General features: G+C 39.1%; 18 protein-coding genes and 2 pseudogenes. 8 read left to right on the top strand and 12 right to left on the bottom strand.

What is annotated here, in order from left to right; translation table 11 throughout:
• Positions 1 to 322: 322 nt before the first annotated feature.
• Together DSM106972_RS43905 and DSM106972_RS43910 are read right to left on the bottom strand one after the other, a co-directional pair.
• The gene (locus DSM106972_RS43905) at positions 323 to 1,177 is read right to left on the bottom strand and encodes a DNA adenine methylase (protein WP_127086624.1); all 855 of its coding nucleotides are present in this window, start codon (positions 1,175 to 1,177) and stop codon (positions 323 to 325) included.
• Between the two features lie 93 nt (positions 1,178 to 1,270).
• Entirely contained in the window at positions 1,271 to 1,765 is a 495-nt protein-coding gene (locus DSM106972_RS43910; protein WP_127086625.1) for a GNAT family N-acetyltransferase, read from the bottom strand.
• A gap of 224 nt (positions 1,766 to 1,989) precedes the next feature.
• Between DSM106972_RS43910 and DSM106972_RS43915 the strand changes: the two genes are divergently transcribed.
• The 4 genes and pseudogenes from DSM106972_RS43915 (at position 1,990) to DSM106972_RS56085 (ending at position 3,562) form a co-directional block, all read left to right on the top strand.
• The gene (locus DSM106972_RS43915) at positions 1,990 to 2,466 is read left to right on the top strand and encodes a hypothetical protein (protein ID WP_127086626.1); all 477 of its coding nucleotides are present in this window, start codon (positions 1,990 to 1,992) and stop codon (positions 2,464 to 2,466) included.
• A pseudogene (locus tag DSM106972_RS43920) lies at positions 2,444 to 2,848 on the top strand (helix-turn-helix domain-containing protein). Before DSM106972_RS43915 ends, DSM106972_RS43920 begins: the two are co-directional and overlap by 23 nt.
• 95 nt (positions 2,849 to 2,943) lie before the next feature.
• A complete protein-coding gene (locus DSM106972_RS43930) occupies positions 2,944 to 3,405 on the top strand; it encodes an FMN-dependent NADH-azoreductase (protein ID WP_127086628.1) in 462 nt (153 codons plus the stop codon).
• 49 nt (positions 3,406 to 3,454) lie between these two features.
• Entirely contained in the window at positions 3,455 to 3,562 is a 108-nt protein-coding gene (locus tag DSM106972_RS56085; RefSeq protein ID WP_411675396.1) for a hypothetical protein, read from the top strand.
• A gap of 42 nt (positions 3,563 to 3,604) precedes the next feature.
• Here the strand turns inward: DSM106972_RS56085 and DSM106972_RS43940 are convergent, their stop codons facing one another.
• The 3 genes from DSM106972_RS43940 to DSM106972_RS54375 all read right to left on the bottom strand — a co-directional run bounded on the left by DSM106972_RS43940 (position 3,605) and on the right by DSM106972_RS54375 (position 5,907).
• Complete coding sequence (locus DSM106972_RS43940; RefSeq protein ID WP_127086629.1) at positions 3,605 to 5,068, bottom strand: amidase; 1,464 nt, start codon at positions 5,066 to 5,068, stop codon at positions 3,605 to 3,607.
• A gap of 71 nt (positions 5,069 to 5,139) precedes the next feature.
• The gene (locus DSM106972_RS43945) at positions 5,140 to 5,724 is read right to left on the bottom strand and encodes a TetR/AcrR family transcriptional regulator (protein WP_127086630.1); all 585 of its coding nucleotides are present in this window, start codon (positions 5,722 to 5,724) and stop codon (positions 5,140 to 5,142) included.
• Positions 5,725 to 5,769: 45 nt separating this feature from the next.
• On the bottom strand, positions 5,770 to 5,907 hold the full coding sequence (locus DSM106972_RS54375) for a hypothetical protein (RefSeq protein ID WP_186538764.1): 138 nt from the start codon (positions 5,905 to 5,907) through the stop codon (positions 5,770 to 5,772).
• Positions 5,908 to 6,012: 105 nt separating this feature from the next.
• Here DSM106972_RS54375 and DSM106972_RS43950 point away from each other — a divergent pair, with 105 nt between their 5' ends.
• From DSM106972_RS43950 to DSM106972_RS43960, 3 genes are all read left to right on the top strand, one after another.
• Positions 6,013 to 6,255, top strand: a complete 243-nt coding sequence (locus DSM106972_RS43950; protein WP_127086631.1) for a hypothetical protein — start codon at positions 6,013 to 6,015, stop codon at positions 6,253 to 6,255.
• Positions 6,245 to 6,499, top strand: coding sequence for a hypothetical protein (locus tag DSM106972_RS54380; RefSeq protein ID WP_222596613.1), 255 nt, complete (start codon positions 6,245 to 6,247; stop codon positions 6,497 to 6,499). The genes DSM106972_RS43950 and DSM106972_RS54380 overlap by 11 nt, the downstream gene beginning before the upstream one ends.
• An 885-nt stretch (positions 6,500 to 7,384) precedes the next feature.
• On the top strand, positions 7,385 to 7,759 hold the full coding sequence (locus tag DSM106972_RS43960; RefSeq protein WP_127086632.1) for a hypothetical protein: 375 nt from the start codon (positions 7,385 to 7,387) through the stop codon (positions 7,757 to 7,759).
• A gap of 429 nt (positions 7,760 to 8,188) precedes the next feature.
• Here the strand turns inward: DSM106972_RS43960 and DSM106972_RS54385 are convergent, their stop codons facing one another.
• From DSM106972_RS54385 to mobV, 7 genes and pseudogenes are all read right to left on the bottom strand, one after another.
• Positions 8,189 to 9,481, bottom strand: a complete 1,293-nt coding sequence (locus tag DSM106972_RS54385; protein WP_267901222.1) for a PAS domain-containing sensor histidine kinase — start codon at positions 9,479 to 9,481, stop codon at positions 8,189 to 8,191.
• Positions 9,461 to 9,859, bottom strand: a pseudogene (locus DSM106972_RS55180) (PAS domain-containing protein); the annotation flags it as partial. The pseudogene DSM106972_RS55180 and the gene DSM106972_RS54385, both read right to left, overlap by 21 nt.
• Positions 9,860 to 10,079: 220 nt before the next feature.
• Positions 10,080 to 12,239: a PAS domain-containing sensor histidine kinase gene (locus DSM106972_RS43970; RefSeq protein WP_127086634.1), complete on the bottom strand. Its 2,160-nt coding sequence runs from the start codon at positions 12,237 to 12,239 to the stop codon at positions 10,080 to 10,082.
• Positions 12,240 to 12,574: 335 nt separating this feature from the next.
• Positions 12,575 to 12,808: a hypothetical protein gene (locus DSM106972_RS43975; RefSeq protein ID WP_127086635.1), complete on the bottom strand. Its 234-nt coding sequence runs from the start codon at positions 12,806 to 12,808 to the stop codon at positions 12,575 to 12,577.
• Positions 12,809 to 13,061: 253 nt separating this feature from the next.
• Positions 13,062 to 13,883 carry a hypothetical protein gene (locus tag DSM106972_RS43980; RefSeq protein ID WP_127086636.1) on the bottom strand — a complete coding sequence of 274 codons (822 nt, stop codon included), beginning with the start codon at positions 13,881 to 13,883 and terminating at the stop codon, positions 13,062 to 13,064.
• An 837-nt stretch (positions 13,884 to 14,720) separates the two neighbouring features.
• Positions 14,721 to 15,191: a hypothetical protein gene (locus tag DSM106972_RS43985; RefSeq protein WP_127086637.1), complete on the bottom strand. Its 471-nt coding sequence runs from the start codon at positions 15,189 to 15,191 to the stop codon at positions 14,721 to 14,723.
• Positions 15,139 to 16,785 carry a MobV family relaxase gene (gene mobV / locus DSM106972_RS43990; RefSeq protein ID WP_127086638.1) on the bottom strand — a complete coding sequence of 549 codons (1,647 nt, stop codon included), beginning with the start codon at positions 16,783 to 16,785 and terminating at the stop codon, positions 15,139 to 15,141. Before mobV ends, DSM106972_RS43985 begins: the two co-directional genes overlap by 53 nt.
• A 948-nt stretch (positions 16,786 to 17,733) precedes the next feature.
• Here mobV and DSM106972_RS43995 point away from each other — a divergent pair.
• Positions 17,734 to 18,734 (top strand): ParM/StbA family protein (locus tag DSM106972_RS43995; RefSeq protein WP_148129273.1); only part of this gene is annotated, 1,001 nt, incomplete at its 3' end.

Below are 18,734 nucleotides of genomic sequence, written 5' to 3' on the forward strand. Positions count from 1 at the left end.
AAAATTATATTGTAGTTATATTTTTACCCTCTGTCATTGGCTTTATACGGGTTTACCCGTTAGGTGCAAGATATAAGGTATTTTCCAACAAACTCAGATTTAGCAATAAAATATTTTCAAAAAAGTCCATTAGCTCGCGCTCGTTTGTCTTTAATAAAAAAGGTAATTGATTCTACATTGATAGATGAATAATTTCATGTTGGCATTGTGTTTACTATAACAATGCCACATTAGTTAATTTTATTACAAGTATTATCAATGTTCAGATTATCATCCTCTTTAAATTAATAGACAATTTTATGAGGTAGATTCTAGTTAATATTTAGTTTCCAGATAAGTGTGATACAGCAGCTTTTTGAGAAAGAATATTAATATTATAATTAACCCACAATACTTCGGTTCGCAAACCTTTTGTAGAATGACAGACTTTTTCGGGCGCCATAATTACTTTCCAGTCACCATAAAGTTCGTCCATTAAATCACATTTGTAACCAGAAACTGCTACTTTACCCTTAATATTATGTAATAGTTCTGCAAGTTCTCGATGCTGCTCGTCGGTCATCTCATAAGCATATGCTTGACTGTCTCCCCTTGAGGCATGAGGGTAAGGAGGGTCGCAATAAAATAATGTATCCTCACTATCGTAACGTTGAATAACTTTAATCGCTGTATCGTTTTCTATTTGTACTCGTAGAAGTCGCTGCACAATTTCTGGTAAATCTTCTACGCTTCCCAACCACCGAGAAACGGCGCCTGCCATGCCAGCGCGCGATGTTAGTTTACAATGTGCCCATCTCCCTAGACTAGCTGTTTGTGCTAAACCTGTTCTGACTTGCCTTGCCCGAATAAAAAATCGCCTTGCTCGCTCAAAGTCAGATATATCAGGAGTAATTTGGGAAATCGCAACCTCAAATTCTTCGCGTGAGAACGGAGTTAAGCCAATTGCCTCTATTAGTTTTTCTTTATCGGAGCGTAGTACACGAAAAAAATTTACAACCTCGCCGTCGATATCATTATATGTCTCAACGTCTGCTGGCTTGCGGTTGAGTAAAATTGCTGCTGAACCACCAAATGGTTCACAGTAATGCACAGCTTCGGGTAAAAGAGGTAAGAGCCAATCAAGGTGACTAAATTTACCACCGTACCACCCAAAAGCTATCAGCTTGTTTTTACCCATGCTCTTACACCTGCTGATTAATTAAAGCTAGATTTAAAATAATATCGCACAGAAGCAAAAAATTACAAAGCTGCAAATATCAATATAATCAAACTAAGGAGCTTTATAGCAACGTGCAAAACCACTTGGCGTTGTTTCCCAATCAATATCTTTCCAGTATTGCATACCTATTTTTTGCAATACTCGCTCAGATGCAGTATTTAACGGGTCAACTGCAGCAACAATTGGATTTAAATGAAGCTCGGTAAGCGCGTGTGACAATAGCAGTTTTGCACTTTCTGTTGCATAACCCTGACCCCAATAATTGCGGCAGAGTCGGTAGCCTATTTCTATTTCAGATAATCGTGAACAAGGTTGTAAAAAGACAAAACCAATCTTCTCAGTCTGCCGAGTCTCAATTACCATCCAGCCCCAATTATGTTGTTCAAAATGGATTTTTTGTTTTTGAATAAAAGTTTGAACTTTACTGATTGGTGTCCCAGTTCCACCCACAAATCTCATGGTTTCTGCATCACCATTCATTAATATCATGAGATTGAGATCAGCTTCGGAAAGTGGGTTAAGTATAATTCTATTGCTAGATAACATAAATTAAGCTTTTGGGTGTGGAATTACTTATGTAACAGTAATTTTACATTATGAATCTATCAAAGACTTCCTTACTATACAGTACGCGGGCTTTATAATAAAAATTATTAATATTGTAATCAATCCATAATATCTCTGTCCACTGGTATTAATCCGTTCGCTGTTATAATACGATTATCCCAACAGAAGAGAAATTAGATTTGCAGTGCGGAGGTACTGTAAAAATGTTTGTTGTAGATGACTTACCATTTAGATTGAAACAGCCACCTTTACTATCAAGCCAAAATGCCGGATGGAAGGATATACAATTGGCTTTGTTTCGACACCAGCAAGCTGAAATACCTCTTCATCGTTCACAGTATGACATTATTTGTATCAACCTTGGCACCGCCGTTACTCTAGAACAATGTATAGAAGGTTCGTCTGCTCAGGCTCGTTCGACTTGGGGAGATATGAGTTTTTATAATGCCGAAAAGTGGCAAACGTTTCGGTGGGATAGAGAAACAGAATTTTTACAGCTTTACTTTGAGCCATCATTTTTACAAACGCTTAGTGTCGAACTTGGGCTTAAAGATAGCTTTAGAGAATTTCCACTTCTACTTAACTCTGATAAATTAGTGTTACAAATGGCATTATCCTTAAAAAGTTCTTTGGAAGATGGAAGCGGGTGTCTGTTATATGTCGAGTCGATGGCACGCTAAGAGCGCAATTCATTTATTAAGCCGTTGCAATATCCCACCAAAACTAACTAAAACGGGCGGACTTTCCCAAAAACAGATAAAAGAAGTAACCGAATACGTTCTTAATAACTTAGCAGAAAATTTAAGCTTATCTCAATTAGCAGCCTGTGCGGCACTTAGCCCTTTTCACTTTGCTCGACTATTTAAGCAAACAACAGGTATGACACCGCATCAATATGTAATTTACCAGCGTGTAGAACAAGCCAAAGTATTACTTCAACAGTGAGAATTATCTGTTACGGAAGTTGCTTTAACTTGTGGTTTCGCGCACCTTGGGCATCTAAATCGACATTTTAAACGTTTGACAGGAGTAAATCCGACAAGTTTTCGAGAAAATTTCTAAAAACCGCAAGAACGTGACTATATTAGCAAGAATAGGTACGACAAGGGGTATGCGACTTCGATACAGTGTGTTTATACATACATTGAGATAAAATTATGTCGCAAATTTTACATATAGATTCGAGTTACAGCGGTAGTAATTCAGCATCACGTCTGCTTTCAGTAAAGTTTATTAATGCTTGGAAGGAACGCCACCCCGAAGATTTGATAATTTATCGAGATTTAGCTAAACAACCAGTGCAATATATAAACTCTACTTGGGTAAAAGCGATGGATTTGTTGCCTGAAGAATATAATCCTTTACAGCAAGAAGCGATGAAAGAATCAGAAATGGTTTTAGAGGAGTTTTTATCAGTTGACCGATATGTTTTTGCCGTTCCAATGTATGGGTTTAACGTTCCTGCTGTTTTTAAAGCATATATTGAGCATCTGATTCGCCCTGGACGTACTTACACCATTGATGAAACGGGGTTGCATGGACTAGTTAAGGAAGGGAAAAAGATGCTTGTAATTACTTCTAGAGGCGCCGACTATAGCCCAAATTCACAAAAAAGCTAGCTTTGATTTTCATGAACCTTACATACGAACTATATTTGGCTCTTTTGGTATAAAGGATATCCAGTTTGTATACGCGAATAATGTAACTCAGGGTTCTCGCTCTGAATCAATTTCGACTGCAAAAGAATCTATTCGCCAAGTGCTTCAAGTTTGGTGACTATAAACTACATCCGATACCGTAAATTCATCTTCCAACAGATCAAAAGCCAAATGGCGCCTCCCAAGAGCCTGATATTTCTGTAATTTGTTCAGCTATTGCTAACAATTGCATATCCCGCCATCGTTGACCAACTAGTTGTATTCCTACAGGCAAACCTAGAACGGTTTTTCCTATGGGGATTGTTACTACTGGGTTAGTGGTAAGACTTGTTACAGCCGTGTAAGTTGTGCCCCATGTCCAATATGGTAAGTTTTGATTATCCACTGGCAATGAGGCGCCGAAACCGTTACCAACATCACGATGAGTAAAAGCAGCGCCAGGTGTAACAGGACAAATCCATGCATCCCACTGAGTCAAAAATGATTGCATATTAGCAATAAAGCTATCACGCCGTTCCAAGGCTTGTGCATATTTTTTTAAACTTAAGCCCGTATTCTTAACAAATCCCCGCAATAGTCCACGTCGCTTTGTGAGTAAAACCAACGGTGACATCATTTGGTAGCCAAGTTGCTCAATTACTGAGGAAGCAACTAGAGATTCTGCTCCTGCTATTTCTCCAAAAGTTTCCACTGCTTGCTCAAAATTAAAATTAGCTGGCTGGCAATACTCTGTATGACATCCAGTTTCTTGTAGCTTTGAGACAAATTGCTGTAGTAGCGAACGTGTTTCTGCTGTTACAGATACGGCGCCAAATTGATCTGTCCAAGCAATGCGACACTGCGATAGGGGACGCAGTACAACTGTCTCTTGTGGTGCAGGAGGAACTTGCCAGTCTTGATCATCTCCCCCCTCAATTAAGCTTAATCCTAACTTTAAATCTGATACTGACCGTGCCAAAATACCTGGTGTTGCCTGATGGCGCCAGCGTAATGTTCCTAATATTTCCCATAGCGCTCCTGATAGTGGGACTCGATTTTCTGTGGGTTTTAAGCCGAAAATGCCACAAAAGTGAGGTGGAATTCGTATGGAACCTCCGCCATCAGTACCAAGTTCCAAAGGTGATAACCCTGCTGCAACAGCTGCTGCCCCACCTCCCGTACTACCGCCAGGTGTATAGTTAATATTCCAAGGATTATTAGCTCGACCAAGTAGTTTACTATCGGTTTGAAATCCTTGAGAAAGTTTGGGTAGATTTGTTTTACCTAAGAGAATGGCGCCTGCTGCTTTTAACCGAGCAACCACAGTTGCATCCTTTGGAGGAATGTAATTGGCTAACGGTTCATAACCACAAGTGGTGCGAACACCAGCCGTTGCATAGAGGTCTTTACAGGTAAATGGGACACCATGTAGAATGCCCCAGGATTCACCCAATGCTAATGCTTTGTCGGCAGAAAAAGCTTGTTTTCTTGCTTGTGCTTCATTCAATGTCACGATCGCATTCAATTTTGGATTATGAAGAGCAATATGTGCTAGATGTGCATCCAGAACTTCGACAGAGGAAAACGTGCGGTCGCGAATTCCTTGAGCTAATTGACAAACAGGTAAAAATACAAGTTCATTCATGATGATTACGGTGAAAATGCCCCACTGCGCGCATAGACTTTAGTAGGTTGAGTCCTTGTTTTTAAGTTTAGTTAAGGTTTAAATGCTTTTGATTGCAGTGCTTCAATTAGTGCGTTCAACATCCGCTCAAAACTTAAATCTAACGAGCGTGACAGTGTAAATAAGCCTGCTTTTTCAGCTTCAATAAATCCTAATAAGCCAGCATGAATCATCCGAATTGCATCAATAAGTTCTGCTTCCTCAAATTCATAGGGTGCCAGTGCTTTGTTGTAGAAGCTCAAAATTTCTTGAGCTATTGGTGCAAAGTCTGAGTCAGAAAGTGATAATTGAGTTCGTGTCATCACTGTATACAAAGCAGGATGCTTTTGAGCAAAGTGACGCATTGTATAAGCAATTGCTCGAATTATGGCTTGTGAATCGCTGAGACTGTGATGCTGATGACATTCCCTTAGAAACCTTTGCCAAAGTTCCAATGCTACACATCGACGCAAAGCAGCATTGCCATCAATGTGTTTATAAATTGATGGCGGTTTAATTCCCAAAGCTCTTGCAACTCTGTTTACACCCAAGGCTGATTCACCTTCGGCTTCAAGACAAGCAATTGCAGCTTCCACAACCACTACAGGTGTTAAGCCTTGCCCTTTAGGACGACTCATGTTAAACGCTTTAAATTCCTAAAAGCTAACACTGTTAGCTTATGCTTATACTGCCAACTCTGTCAATATAAAAGTGCAAGTAGTAATAGATGCTGTTGGCAAAGCATAAACTACATGGTTAAGTATTAATACTGTTAGGTACAATATTAAACATATATCTAATGCTGTACGGTTGGCAGCCATATATAATATGGGTGAGCGTAAAACGAGTAGGCTCGCTCACTAGAAACAGCACTTTCAAATCGCGTGCAGCAGTATAATAAACAAACATTCAAAACAAGTGTGAAAATGAACGCGAAACAAGCATTAATCAATGAACAGGAAAAAAATCGTGCAATTACCTATAGCATGGATTTATTGATACCAGGATTATACTTTTGGAGTCCATATTTTATTATTAGAATTGGTGGAGCAATACCTGATGATAATCCTTACAGATATCCTGGTATGATTCACAGTTCCATAGGAATTGCATTAGTCCTACCAGGATACAAAATATTTACAACGTATCAGGGTAGCTATGACGCTTGACAAAAATACGATACAAGGGTTAGCAGCATTTACCACTATAACTTTAAGCAAAACCGAATTCTCTGAAAGAATGATTAATGCAGAATATTATAAAGTAGGAACGGCGCCAGCGCTCATTTGGAAGAATCAAGGTATGGTGGTCTCAAGCGCGAATATCCACAAGTTGAATTTGTATACAGTCCGGATAAAAATATTGTTCTCAGTGCATATCATGTGTAGTTGTGATATTACAAATAATAACTAAAAACACGAGAATTTTTAGATAGAGCAGCAATCAGGCTTGGTACGTTCGTTAGTGCAGTAACTCGCACCACTTGTCAGGTCGAAGAGACACGGTTTTGTAAGGGAGGGGGAAACGCACAACACAAGGAACTTGGGAGCGCAAGATTTAAAACAAGGAGCAACATAGATTAAGAGTACTGAAGGTGGCGCCCTGACCTATAATTGTCCAAAACCTACGCAGTCTTGAATAGTGTGCTTAGAGCTTTGTCGCTTGTGGTAAATTTTCCATAAGCGTTACTGGTAAATAAATGTCTTCCGTCTACAAAAAATATAGGCATAAAGTCAAGAAAAAAACACAATTTTTTACATCAAAATCGTGAGTAGGATCAACTTTGGCGCCGATTTCTTACTTTGCAATAAAAACCTAGTAAATACAAATGTCCTAGGAGCCTCTATCTCGCAAGGTAGTTGCGCGGTCGGAGCTTGAAGGCGATGGGTATTCATGCCTACGTGTCAACTAAATACTAAACTTCAAATAACTTTACTTTTGTATTTCAATAAGTTTCGCTATGTAGTCTTGACTTTTACCTACAAATTCAGAAGCACAGCCGTCCTGCAAAACATCAGGCTATTCAGCTCTAACAGCATATTCACGGCAATCAAGTCATAAACCAGCATTTTGGGTACTAGAGAATCTAGTTTTGACCTCATGCAAGCAATTACTGTATAATTCTGGTTTTAATAAAGCAAGTAGAGGTGTTAGAAGCCCAGCGTTGCCAGGAAACACGGGGGAGTATAAACCCGCACTCGCGCGCCAATTACAGGTTTGCCAAAATCTTTAGCATTTTTTCTGACTTCGCCTTCTATTTTACTGATACTTAAATCTTGACTACACCAACCCTAAAGTATGTATGAACCTCAAACCAGTCAAATTATTGACAAGATTCAACTAATTAACTACAGAGACGAGGGATTATCGGCTGCCAGAGAAGAGTTGGAAATTTCACATGAGGTACTGGAGAGTCAAAAATTACTTATAAATCAGTTGGAACGGGAGCTAGTGGAGACAAGGCAGGAACTGGAGACTGTAAACGAGGAGCTGGCCAAGACACTTATGTTGGGGGTAGGCTTTGAGGAAGCTCAAGCAATAGCTAAAACCATTTTCAAGGAGAAAGACGGTTGCAGTCAGTTGGTATCTAAACTACTTAATATTCTCTATGGTGTATCGGTGGAAACGCAAGAACCAGAGGAAAAGACATATAGAGCCTGGGTTGCCTGTTAGGAGGTTTTAGTTAAGTAAAACAGCCATTTTCTAATTCTACTGCGCGCTTGGGCTGCGTACAAGAAAGGCGGCAATTACCAGATTAATTCTTTATAATTGGCACCCTTCTGCGTAGGTCAGCTTGTCATTTATACCACCCTAAAATAATCGTAAAAACTGCTAGTGTCAATAAGATAAAAGTTAATTTGGCATTTCTATAGTATTAAGTATTTAAATTTCCTGGGTTCTAGATGTTAAAACGAGCCACTATGATAATTATTATTAATTGGGGTAGCAGTTACAAATTGGTATTGATTTAACTTGACAGAAAGTTGTTAGCTCTAAGCGTTGAAAACGCTTTAATCATCTGCATTAATTGTATTTTATAGATTCATGAGTGCAGTTCTACTATTTGTCGTATGTATGCTTGCAAAAAGCCTAGTTAAGAAGTTAAATAGGTAAAGTAATTACAAACTCAGAACCTCGACCAGGTGTAGAATTGACTGTAATCTCTCCACCATGTTTTTCTTCCACGATTTGCCGTGCGATAGCGAGTCCCAAACCAGTACCTTTCCCAACTGCTTTGGTCGTAAATAAATGATTGAATATTTTCTGTTTTACCTCTTCACTCATTCCCTTGCCAGTATCAGCAATTGATATTTTGGCATAGTTATTTTCAACTGAAGTTTTAACTACAATTTGCTTGGCCTTGGTGCCATTGCCAAAACTTTCTTGGCTATTAGATTCTTCTAAAGCATCAATAGCGTTGGCTAAAATATTCATAAACACCTGATTTAATTTGCCAGGGTAACATTCGACTTTAGGTAGCTCACCATACTCGGTAATAACTTGAATTACTGGGCATTTATGATTACCTTTAAGACGATGCTTGAGAATTAGAAGGGTACTGTCAATGCCTTCGCTTAAATTAAATGGCACTTTGTAGTCTTGGTCTGCACGCGAGAAAGTTCTTAAACTGATACTAATATTTTTTAACCTCTCGCAGGCTATAAGCATTGAGTCAATAATTTCAGGCACATCTTTTAGAGCATAATCCAAGTCAATTTCTTGAGCATGTTTAAGAATTTGCTGATCTGGATTGGGTAAACTGTTTTGATATAATTTTAAATGTTCAGTAATGTCAGCCATTACAGGTTTTACTTGTTCCAAAGAAGCAGCAATAAAACCGATGGGATTATTAATTTCGTGAGCAACCCCAGCCACTAAATTACCAAGGGCAGACATTTTCTCATTTTGGATAATTTGCAATTGAGCTTGTTGTAAATCTTGTAAGGCTTGTTCGAGTTCCTGAGATTTTTGTTCAATCGCCATTTGAGTAGCTTTACGCTCGCTAATATCTCTAACAACACAATGTAGGATTGATTCTTGTTTGTAGGGAATTAAAGTTAATGTCACCTCTGTCCAAAAATTTTGGTCTCCTTGGCGCTGAAATATCCACTCGTATTTATAGCTACCTTTGTCAACGGCTTGTTCAACGGCTTTATTGATTTTATGAAGCGACATCTGCCCATCAGGTTGAAACTGGGGGGATACTTGTGCTAGGTGCAGAGAGCATAGTTGCCCTTTGCTTGAAAATCCAAACAGGTTAATAGCTGCTTGATTACAGTCAACAAATCCTTTAGCATCTAGCAGTAAGATTGGGTCAGCGGCTTGTTCAAATAATTGCTGGAAACGATATTCTGATTCTTGTAAAGATTGTTCAGCCAGTTTTAAAGCGGTGATGTTGAGGGTTGTGCCTATAAGTTGATAAATGTTTCCGCTATCATCTTGCAAGGGTTTAAGAGTGGTCTGCCACCAACTTTTTTGCGTGTGGAAGGTCAAGCATTCTTCGTAAGTAAATGGCGCTTTCGTACTAAGGCAATGAATAATTCTTTGCCGAATAACTGTTCCTTCTGCTACTCCAGCCCATTCTTCGGGGGTCTTACCTTCAACGTAACTGCTCGATAAACCAGTGGCTCTTTCTGCTGCTGCGTTCCAGCCTGCCCATCGGAATTCCCCGTTTTGGCAGACCTCAATCACAAAAATGATGTACTCCACATTATCATAAACATTGCGAAAAAATAGCTCTTTTTCAAGGCTTGAGTCTTGTAAGTTCAACATTTGATTATTTTAGGTATATACAAATTCTTAATTTATAATTCCCCATTTTTGAGCAAAATTAACTTTTTTAGCGCGTTTTTCTCAATTAAGCCCCTGCTCTCATTGAATTAGCTTATTTTCTTAGTATAATTGCAAAATAACTATACGCACCTTAATGCCAGGATTGGAAAATACCTGTCCAAACGCTAACTTATACCGCATTTATGAAATACTGATAAAATTACCCCTCCTGCACCAAGGGAATAGAGATTATAAATTCCGTCCGTCCGGGTTTAGAGTTAAACTGCAAACTCCCCTTATGGGTATCCACGATTATCTGGTAGCTGATAGCAAGCCCCAGACCCGTGCCTTGCCCCACAGGTTTGGTGGTAAAGAAGGGATTAAAAATCTGAGCCTTGGCGGACTCGCAAATACCGCAGCCGTTATCACTGATTTTGATAAGCGCTTGTTTGCTGGTGCTGGCTAGCTCAGTAGTGATTTGTATTGTCGGTACTATTTGACTGTCCCTGGTTTGGCAACCGCTTGTATCGATTGTCGCTAAAGCCTCGATAGCGTTGGATAAGATATTTAAAAACACCTGGTTCAACAGACTGGGGTAGCACTCCACTTCTGGCAGCAGGGCGTAGTTTTTGACGACTTTAATCTCTGCTCCGGCTTTGGTTGTAAGTTGATTTTGCAGAATTAAGAGTGTGGAATCCAAGCCTTTGTGAATATCCACCGCTTTTATCTCCGCTTCATCGAGGCGGGAGAAAGTACGCAGAGACAAAACGATTTCCCGTATGCGCTCGGCGCCAACTTTCATAGAAGATAAAAGTTTGGGCAGGTCGCTAATTAGATATTCGTAGTCAATTTCTTCGATGCAAAGCTGCACGCTAGCAGCAGGGGTTGGATACTCTTCTTGGTAGGTGTTAAGCAAGCTGATTAAATCCTGCACGTAGTAGCCAATGTGGGCTAAATTACCATAGATAAAATTCACAGGATTATTGATTTCGTGGGCCACTCCTGCGACCAGTTGACCGAGAGCCGACATTTTCTCCGATTGAATCAACTGTACTTGGGTGTGTTGCAGTTCAGAAAGGGTGGTTTCTAACTCAACTGCTTTCTGTTTTAATAGTTCTTGGGAAGCTTGCAAAGCGTCGGTTGCTTCTTTGCGCTCGGTAATATCGTCTAGGACAACCAAAACTCCGATCACCTGACCGTCCTTATCGTGCAGGGGCAGTTTGTTGGTATCCAGCCACGCCTGTTTACCGTCAGCTTGCTGCTGAGGTTCAACGATGTGCAGCTCGGCTTGGTTGGAGTCCATTACCCGCTGATCACAGATTCTGAAAAACTCTGCTTCTTCTTTCTTCCAGGCTAAATCGTAGTCGGTTTTGCCAATAATCTGTTCCGGATTTTCTACTCCCGCAATAGTCGCCAATTTTTGATTACAGCCTAAATACACGGAGTTTCTGTCTTTCCAGGCAATAAACTGAGGCATAACATTGATGATGAGTTGTAAAAACTCTTTGGAGCGTTGCAGTTCCTCCTCCACCAAATAACGCTCCGTTACGTCACGAAAGAACCAGATGCGCCCGTAGTAAACGCTTTCCGAATAAATGGGGGCGGTGTATCTGTCGAGGGTGCGTCCGTCTTTGAGCAGGATTTCATCTCTACTGACCAGTTCGCGATTTTGGTACAGATAATTGACTTTAGAGATAAATTCTTGCTCATGCAGGGGCTTTTTGACCACCAGTTCCAAGATTTTTTTATCATCTCCCTGCTGTACCAATTCCTCTGGGATTTGCCAGATTTTATAGAAATTTTGGTTGTAGTACACCACTTGATCGTGTTCATCGACTACTAAAATCCCGTCCACTCCCGTTTCCTGTTGGGCTTTGAGGAAGATATTGCTGCGGTTGAGGGCAGTGATTGTATTGTTTAATTCAAATGTTTTAGCCGCTAGCATACTATTGGCTTGTTCCAGTTCAAGGGTGCGCTGACTGACTGTAGTTTCTAATTTTAGGTTTAAGTTTTTCAATTCCTCGTTCGCTACTGCTAATTTGGCTTGGGCTTGGGTGAGCAAGAGCGGCGCGTCCACCAGAAACGAAAAGTAACGGCGCAGGGCAATATAGGTTATGGCAACAACTGCTGTGACTGAATCTACCCCGATTTGTAGTTTAAGTAGAGAAGAAGATTGATGAACTAAATACTGACTGTCAGAGAGCATCATCAGAACGTGTAAGCCGTGTCCGAAGGCACAACTGAAAAACACGCAAATGGTTGCCAGTACCAGCGAAGTCTTCTGCTGACCGTGCAAAAACGGTAAGAGGATTAAAAAAGCAATTATAAAATAGCATAGGGAGATGACCCCGTTGGCGCCAATCAGCAGTTGGTTCAGCATTCGCAGCACTCATTTTTTACTTAAAACAGGGGAGATTAAGTTTTGTAACAAAAACCTTTCCTCACTTATAGTACCCAGACGCGAAAACAATGTAACGGCTGATTTTAATGAATTCTTGGTAAATTTAGATACTTAGGGCACAATTTCAGCCTTTAAAGGGGCAATCTTAATAGTTGGTTAAGCTTTTACTAGTCCCGCTCTGCTCTAGCTTTAAAACAAATGAACTGCTAGTTTCACTCTTGATGTATTCCGCAATTACGCTGGCACTTTGCTGACCTTCATATCCAATTAATTCCAAAATAACTACTCAAATTTTCAGGTACGTAAAAGTCCATTCATACTAAATCCGCCAACACATCAGAGATTTCCCGTTGTTGTTGACTGCCGCTGTCGATTGTCGTCGTACTTTTGAATAGTATCAATGCTGTAACTTCAAACTCAACTGCTAACAGTGTATCTGCTTGATTTACAAAACTATCTTCAGAAGCAACTGTAATTAAACATGTAGATATAGAAGTCAAGTTTAGAACAGCACAACTATATATTTCTAGCTTTCGATCCTTATACATTGAGATGCTAACTTGCCCTTGGAAGTACGGTAGTACGAATAAGCGCAGCTTGACTCCAAGGAACTGTACCTAAAATAAGAGTGGCACCAATTTGCTCCGGAGCGCACGGTGGCAGGCGCCCTAACCTGCAATTATCGAAAACCTAAGCAGTCCTGAGTATACTTAGAGCTTTATCGCTTGTGGAAAATTTTCCACAAGCGTTATTGGTAAATAAGTTTTTCCCATCTACGAATTGCCAATTATTTAACTTGAATCAGTTTTGGGAACTTAAAGAAGCAATTCGAGCCTGAATATTTTTCAATGCAAAAGCTTTCAAAACCTTAGTTGCTTCTTGATTTTTTTGATTTGCGAAGTGTACCCATATGGATAACCATTCTTGTAATGTGAGTGCGTACACACTTTTTACTCCTCCAGTAGTTTGTACACGGCATTCTACATTGTCTTTGGATAATTCCAATATTGAGAAAATCTTTGCTTTTCGTTGTGAGTTTTGGATTAACCAATCAGGGGTAGATTTAATACACTTCAGCCCTTCATTATGTGCAATACGATATTCTCCAGCTGAATCTACTAGTACTTCAAGTTTGATATTACCTTCTAATTCAATCTGATATGACTTGGCTAGTACTACTCGGTATTTGCCAGTGAAATAGGATGAATTCAGGGTAACTGAGTTTCCTAGTTGCGGATTAGTCAAAGCCGATGCTACTTCTGCCCATTCATAAGGGCTTAGGGGTAGATTCTTAGGTATATAGCCACTACCCAATAATTCATGCAAATAAACGGCGCCGACTGTAAGAGGGTAGACTTGAGTTTCTATACCATTGGGAACTTCAACAGTCATTGTCTCTAGCTGATTCGATTTGATAAACTCCTGCACCTGGCGTTTAGGTTGGTCAACTAATAGCGCCATTTTTCTGGCACTCATAACCTTAACTCCAGTTGGTAATTGAAAAGCTGCCCAAGTGTAGTTTTGCCAACGCCAGTAAGTATTAGTTACTTTTGGCAGTGATGACATTTTTTGTTCCTTACGCTTTTGTTTATTCTTGGGTTTTGTATTTCTTGCTCGACTCATAGTTAGGGAACTTCCTTTGTTTAATAAATTATTGTTTCCAGAAGAATCGCTTTCCTTGTATCATTCCGAGAGCCTGTGACAAAAAACCAGACAATAATGTCTGGTTATGCTTTTAATTTAAGGGAATCTATTTTTACACCCTGGTACGATGCATATGAGTGTGGAGCGCACCCTGAATAATAGTGTGGACTTATTGCACTACCTCAATTCATCAAGAGAGGATAATACATGTCAGAAAAACAAGCTTTAATTTAGCTTTAACTAAAGCTTATATAACTTTATACTAGCTTAAAATTTTTAAACCATCAAAAGGTTTACAAACAAAATTGAATTTTTATTTAAATAAAAGCTATTCTTATCAATTGTTAGATATTTTATTTACATCAACTAGCGTAATATCTCAATAAATATACGTAGCTAATATTGTATAAATACTATTTTTATACTCTATTGTCAATTAAGTAACTTGCTATTAGCTGGTTAAAAGATGTATATAATGCAAGTATCAATTAATCTTACATTAAAGTTAATAACTGTGGTAGTTGTTACTATTATTGAGTTTCGCTAATTATTTGCAACCTGTGGTAGTTGTATACAGCACCTAAAATTAAGTGCTTGGTTCTTAAACAGACTTAGTATACTGAATTGTAAAATCTAACTATATTCCTAAACAAGAGTCTATACATAGCATCAATAATATTTTGGTTGTTATACTAACTGAAATTATTTATTTGACTCTAGTTATAGAATGTATAAACTATGCGTATTGATTCTAAGCTCAAAAGCAAAAAAACGCTTATGGAAAATTTTCCACAAGCGTTTATTAAAACCATTTGATTACTTTTTTAATTTGAGAATTAAATCGATTTCTTCAGCATCTCTGTTGTTTCCTTGCTGTAAATATAGGCTTTTGGCATGTTTAAGTGACTGACGACCCAACACTTTGCTGTTTTGGCAAATCAAACTCATGCCTTGTCCTTGATAGGCTAAACCAAGGTTGGAATCTAGAGAAATTGCTTTCTTGAAGTAGGGTAAAGCCTTTTTGCAGTTAGCTTTGTAACGTTCTGATCGGCTATCCCTAATTCCTAACAAATCTGCCTCCATAACTTGATAACCCCACTTAGCATTATCGATAGCTGTTTTTAGTTGTTCTGGTTTTGGTGCTTCAACATGCTTTTTGGGTGGTGTCAGCCAAAGGTAAATTCTGATGAATGCTCCTAACAAGAACATTCCGAACAAGTAAGCGAAAGGACTACTACTGATAATAAGAGATGTCAGAAACATTTGTCTGCGATTCCAGAATGGCATGGTTTTTGCCTCCTTGTTGTTGCAATTGTTGATTCCAAGTTATTTTTGGCTCTAAGCGTGTTGCATTTGGTAAAACTTTACATACTGCGATTGCAGTTTCGCGATTTGTTGCCACAACCACATTCGGTAGATTTTCAAGAAATTCTTTAGGCAGATGAGAGTATTGACTATCAATAACTAGATATAAAGTTTTGTGTTGGTGAGGAGCATTCAAAACTGCTAAGGATAATGCTTCGATTGGTTCCGATACCAGCATGGCGCCTTTTATCGGTTCATCGAATTTTCCACCTATGCTCAGGTGAAACCAACCGCATGAGCGTTTGCTCGACGGGTACAGATTGAAAGTATTACTACCAAGTGCGTGTAAATACGCTCCTGTTGGCTCATTCAAGAGATTTCGTGCTAAAAATACGGCGCCTCCTGTTACCAATGCATAAACTAAAGAGCGCTGATGAAGTGTTTGCAATAATTGTTGGGGAAGCGCGCGCTGTTGTGCTAGGTAGCGCTCAACTTCATGCCAATGGTTAGCTGAAGAGGTAGGCGCCACAAACAATTGCGAGGGAGTTTGCTGTGCAATGGTTAAAGCATGATTAGCCACTGCGTGTAACATACCTTGTTCGCCAAAGCGGTCGTGCAACCAAACTACTGCATCATCAAAGTTATACCCGTTAACCCGCATCACCAAAGACAGCGCATTATCATCTTGTTTATAGTGATTTGCTCCCAATTCATAAGCAACAAGCGGCAACGGTAAATCTGGCTGACCACTGGTTGCTTGCAGTAGACGTAATTCTTTCTCTAGCTGTTTACGTAACTGTTCGCTCTTAGATGCGGTTTGCTTAAGAACAGCTTTTTGCTGGAGAATACGTGACCGTTCGTTTAACTGGTAATTAATTATCTCTAACTGTGGACTCAATATCTCAATTACCTTTTGCCGATAAGACTCGCTCGTTTCCTGTGCAGTAGGTTGGGGGAGACAATGTTCCAAATTGAGAATTTGAGAATCCTGATTAACTGCCGCGTAATACTTTCTAACTTGAGTGTGAGTCGCTAAACTTCCTTTAATACCGCGCTCTATTCCCAAGTGTGCAACAGCATCAGCAAAACTATTTTGCAACTGATACATTTGATGGAGAGTCCCAAACAAAGCTTTACATCTAAGCTTTCCTTGTTCATCCAACGGTACGAGATAAGCGTGAACGTGGGGTGTAATTTCATCAAGATGAAGCACCGCTTGAACAACTCTGTCTCCCCAAGAAGAATCTAACCATCTAATAACAGCATCGATAAAATTATCTAGGCGCCTTTTATCATAAACTCCACCCTCATGTGGTGCATGAGGACGAAAATATTCTGCACTAGCACTAAGCAACATTTCCACCGTCAGAACTGCGTTTGAGCGAATTTTTTGCGAACCGATTTTGTTTTTAACTAGAGTACCCAAATCGAGGTTGTCCAAATTCCCAACAATTTGAATATTTTCCACTTCTGGATTAGCGTTGGGAGTTTCTCGCGTTCTGGTAGCGTGTTCTGAGTGAGCTGTTAGTTGCCCCCAAGATTTTATTTTTTGAATGCGACAAATTGCAAAAGACATAATTCCATAATTACCTCTATTTTTTTAGGAAAGTGTCAGTAACCTATTCCTTATATTTGTATCGCATTATGATTGATTAGGTATATAAGCAATTTAAATATTTTGCCAAACAATAATTGATATTTACGTAATTACTTATTGTGTTTAAGTTACTTTTGAAGCCTTGCAATTGTGTATATATGCTGATTTGCATATCGATTAAGCATGTATTGCTTGTAATTATTTTTATATATAAGTTTTTCTAAACGTAATTGTACGTAGCCAATATTCTCACAATAAGAGCTACTGTTGCCTTTTAGCAATACTCAAGACGATTAAGTATTTGTTGTGACACGTAAACCCCAAATTTTAACATCCATTATTTTATACCATTGATTTTAACCTGTTTAAAGCGAAGTACAAAATCTACCCAGCGCAATATTGAAGTAATTAGACTGAAGTTGTTAACACAAAGTAAGAAAGAAATTAAATGATAGGACAAAGGGAAGATATGAGCTATTTATTGTTTCAGGCTTTGATAAGTTCCGCTAATACTCCAACATTTCTACGGCAGAGAGGTTTTACAAGAGGTGAATTTTGAGGCAAGTTTGGCTGTAATTCGTAAAACCCGAATTATTTTTCAGAAAATGTCGATTTATAAAAGTGTAGTGAGTTCCACTTTTTTAATTGACGGCGCCTGGAAAATACAATTCAAAAATAAATACGAAATTCGTAGATAAAAACCAAGCTAATTACCAAAAATGCAAAAATTATGCCTAGTAGCCTACCTAAAAAACTCTCAAACCTATACAGCAAGCATTTTAGGAGCAAAACTACAACTGGAGCCAAATGGAGCCAAATAAAGCCAAATAGAGCCAACTTTTACGCCTAGAAAAATGCAAAATCCATTAGTTTTATTTATAAGTAGGCTCCAAGTGGCTCCAAATTATTATTTTTTTGGGATTTTTCATGAGTATAAATACTTTAAAAACAAATAATTTTGACTCATCTCCTCTCGTTATTATCGCTCTCGACTTTGGAGGAAGTGGCACAAAAGGAATTTATTCGCTTTATGAGAGTTACGAAGCATCTTCATTATTTATGGAACCGGAGGTTGTTTCGGTAACGCTGGAATCAATTAAAAATTACGAACAAAATCTGATGGGGACGACTGAACCGGAGAACCGCGCGTGGGTGTTTGTCAATAATGAGGCAAAAGCAGTTGGATATCTGGCACAGAGCAAGTATCACGCGAATGCTGGACTTGTTGAACTTAAATACGAGCGCGCAGTTCACAAAACACTAGCTGCAATTTGGGTAATTAAAGAAAAACTTAACCTAGAGCGCAAGTTCAGAATCGCCCTTTCTGTCTTGCTTCCACCTGGAGAGTTTGAAAACAAAGCGATATTTGAACAATTGGTTTGTGCAAGCTTATCCGATTACCTTGTACCGTGTGGCAAAATGCAAGTTGAATGTGTTATTTTTCATTGCTTGCCAGAAGGAGCAGGTATATATCTATCTCACCAAAAGCGCGTTGGGGAAGCAATCAAACAAAAAGTTTGTGCTGTGGCAATGATTGGTTATCGTAATGCATCAGTACTAATTGCCCATCGAGGTGTTGTATCTAGAGATGGTAAAACCTCAGATTTAGGCATGGTGCGAATGCTAGAAAAAGTGGTTGCTGCAACTGCGGGGCAAGCAGTAGAACGTTTAACCGGGGCAGTTGCAATTTCTGGAAGTGATATTGATCAGAGTCCTTTAATGCGTTTGTTACGTTCTACAACTACTCAGGGACGCTCCGCTGAGTTAATGAAGCTTGTGCAAGCGATTAAGTTTGCTCGCCATGAATACGCCACTGCCTTAACAAGTTGGCTTTCTCAGGTTATCCCGCTTGATGTTGAAGAAATTCTTTTTTGTGGTGGCACTGCTGACTATTTGAAAAAAGAGTTAAATACCTGTTACAGAACGAC

The sequence above is a fragment of the Dulcicalothrix desertica PCC 7102 genome (assembly GCF_003991905.1).
Lineage (GTDB): Bacteria > Cyanobacteriota > Cyanobacteriia > Cyanobacteriales > Nostocaceae > Dulcicalothrix > Dulcicalothrix desertica.

Bases quoted from the DNA above. Each gene is read 5' to 3' on its own strand.
- DSM106972_RS43970 (WP_127086634.1), bottom strand. From the start codon at position 12,239: ATGCTGAACCAACTGCTGATTGGCGCCAACGGGGTCATCTCCCTATGC.
- DSM106972_RS43940 (WP_127086629.1), bottom strand. From the start codon at position 5,068: ATGAATGAACTTGTATTTTTACCTGTTTGTCAATTAGCTCAAGGAATT.
- DSM106972_RS43915 (WP_127086626.1), top strand. From the start codon at position 1,990: ATGTTTGTTGTAGATGACTTACCATTTAGATTGAAACAGCCACCTTTA.
- DSM106972_RS43910 (WP_127086625.1), bottom strand. From the start codon at position 1,765: ATGTTATCTAGCAATAGAATTATACTTAACCCACTTTCCGAAGCTGAT.
- mobV (WP_127086638.1), bottom strand. From the start codon at position 16,785: ATGTCTTTTGCAATTTGTCGCATTCAAAAAATAAAATCTTGGGGGCAA.
- DSM106972_RS43945 (WP_127086630.1), bottom strand. From the start codon at position 5,724: ATGAGTCGTCCTAAAGGGCAAGGCTTAACACCTGTAGTGGTTGTGGAA.
- DSM106972_RS43985 (WP_127086637.1), bottom strand. From the start codon at position 15,191: ATGCCATTCTGGAATCGCAGACAAATGTTTCTGACATCTCTTATTATC.
- DSM106972_RS43980 (WP_127086636.1), bottom strand. From the start codon at position 13,883: ATGAGTCGAGCAAGAAATACAAAACCCAAGAATAAACAAAAGCGTAAG.
- DSM106972_RS43905 (WP_127086624.1), bottom strand. From the start codon at position 1,177: ATGGGTAAAAACAAGCTGATAGCTTTTGGGTGGTACGGTGGTAAATTT.
- DSM106972_RS43950 (WP_127086631.1), top strand. From the start codon at position 6,013: ATGAACGCGAAACAAGCATTAATCAATGAACAGGAAAAAAATCGTGCA.
- DSM106972_RS43960 (WP_127086632.1), top strand. From the start codon at position 7,385: ATGTATGAACCTCAAACCAGTCAAATTATTGACAAGATTCAACTAATT.
- DSM106972_RS43975 (WP_127086635.1), bottom strand. From the start codon at position 12,808: ATGTATAAGGATCGAAAGCTAGAAATATATAGTTGTGCTGTTCTAAAC.
- DSM106972_RS54380 (WP_222596613.1), top strand. From the start codon at position 6,245: ATGACGCTTGACAAAAATACGATACAAGGGTTAGCAGCATTTACCACT.
- DSM106972_RS43930 (WP_127086628.1), top strand. From the start codon at position 2,944: ATGTCGCAAATTTTACATATAGATTCGAGTTACAGCGGTAGTAATTCA.
- DSM106972_RS54375 (WP_186538764.1), bottom strand. From the start codon at position 5,907: ATGGCTGCCAACCGTACAGCATTAGATATATGTTTAATATTGTACCTA.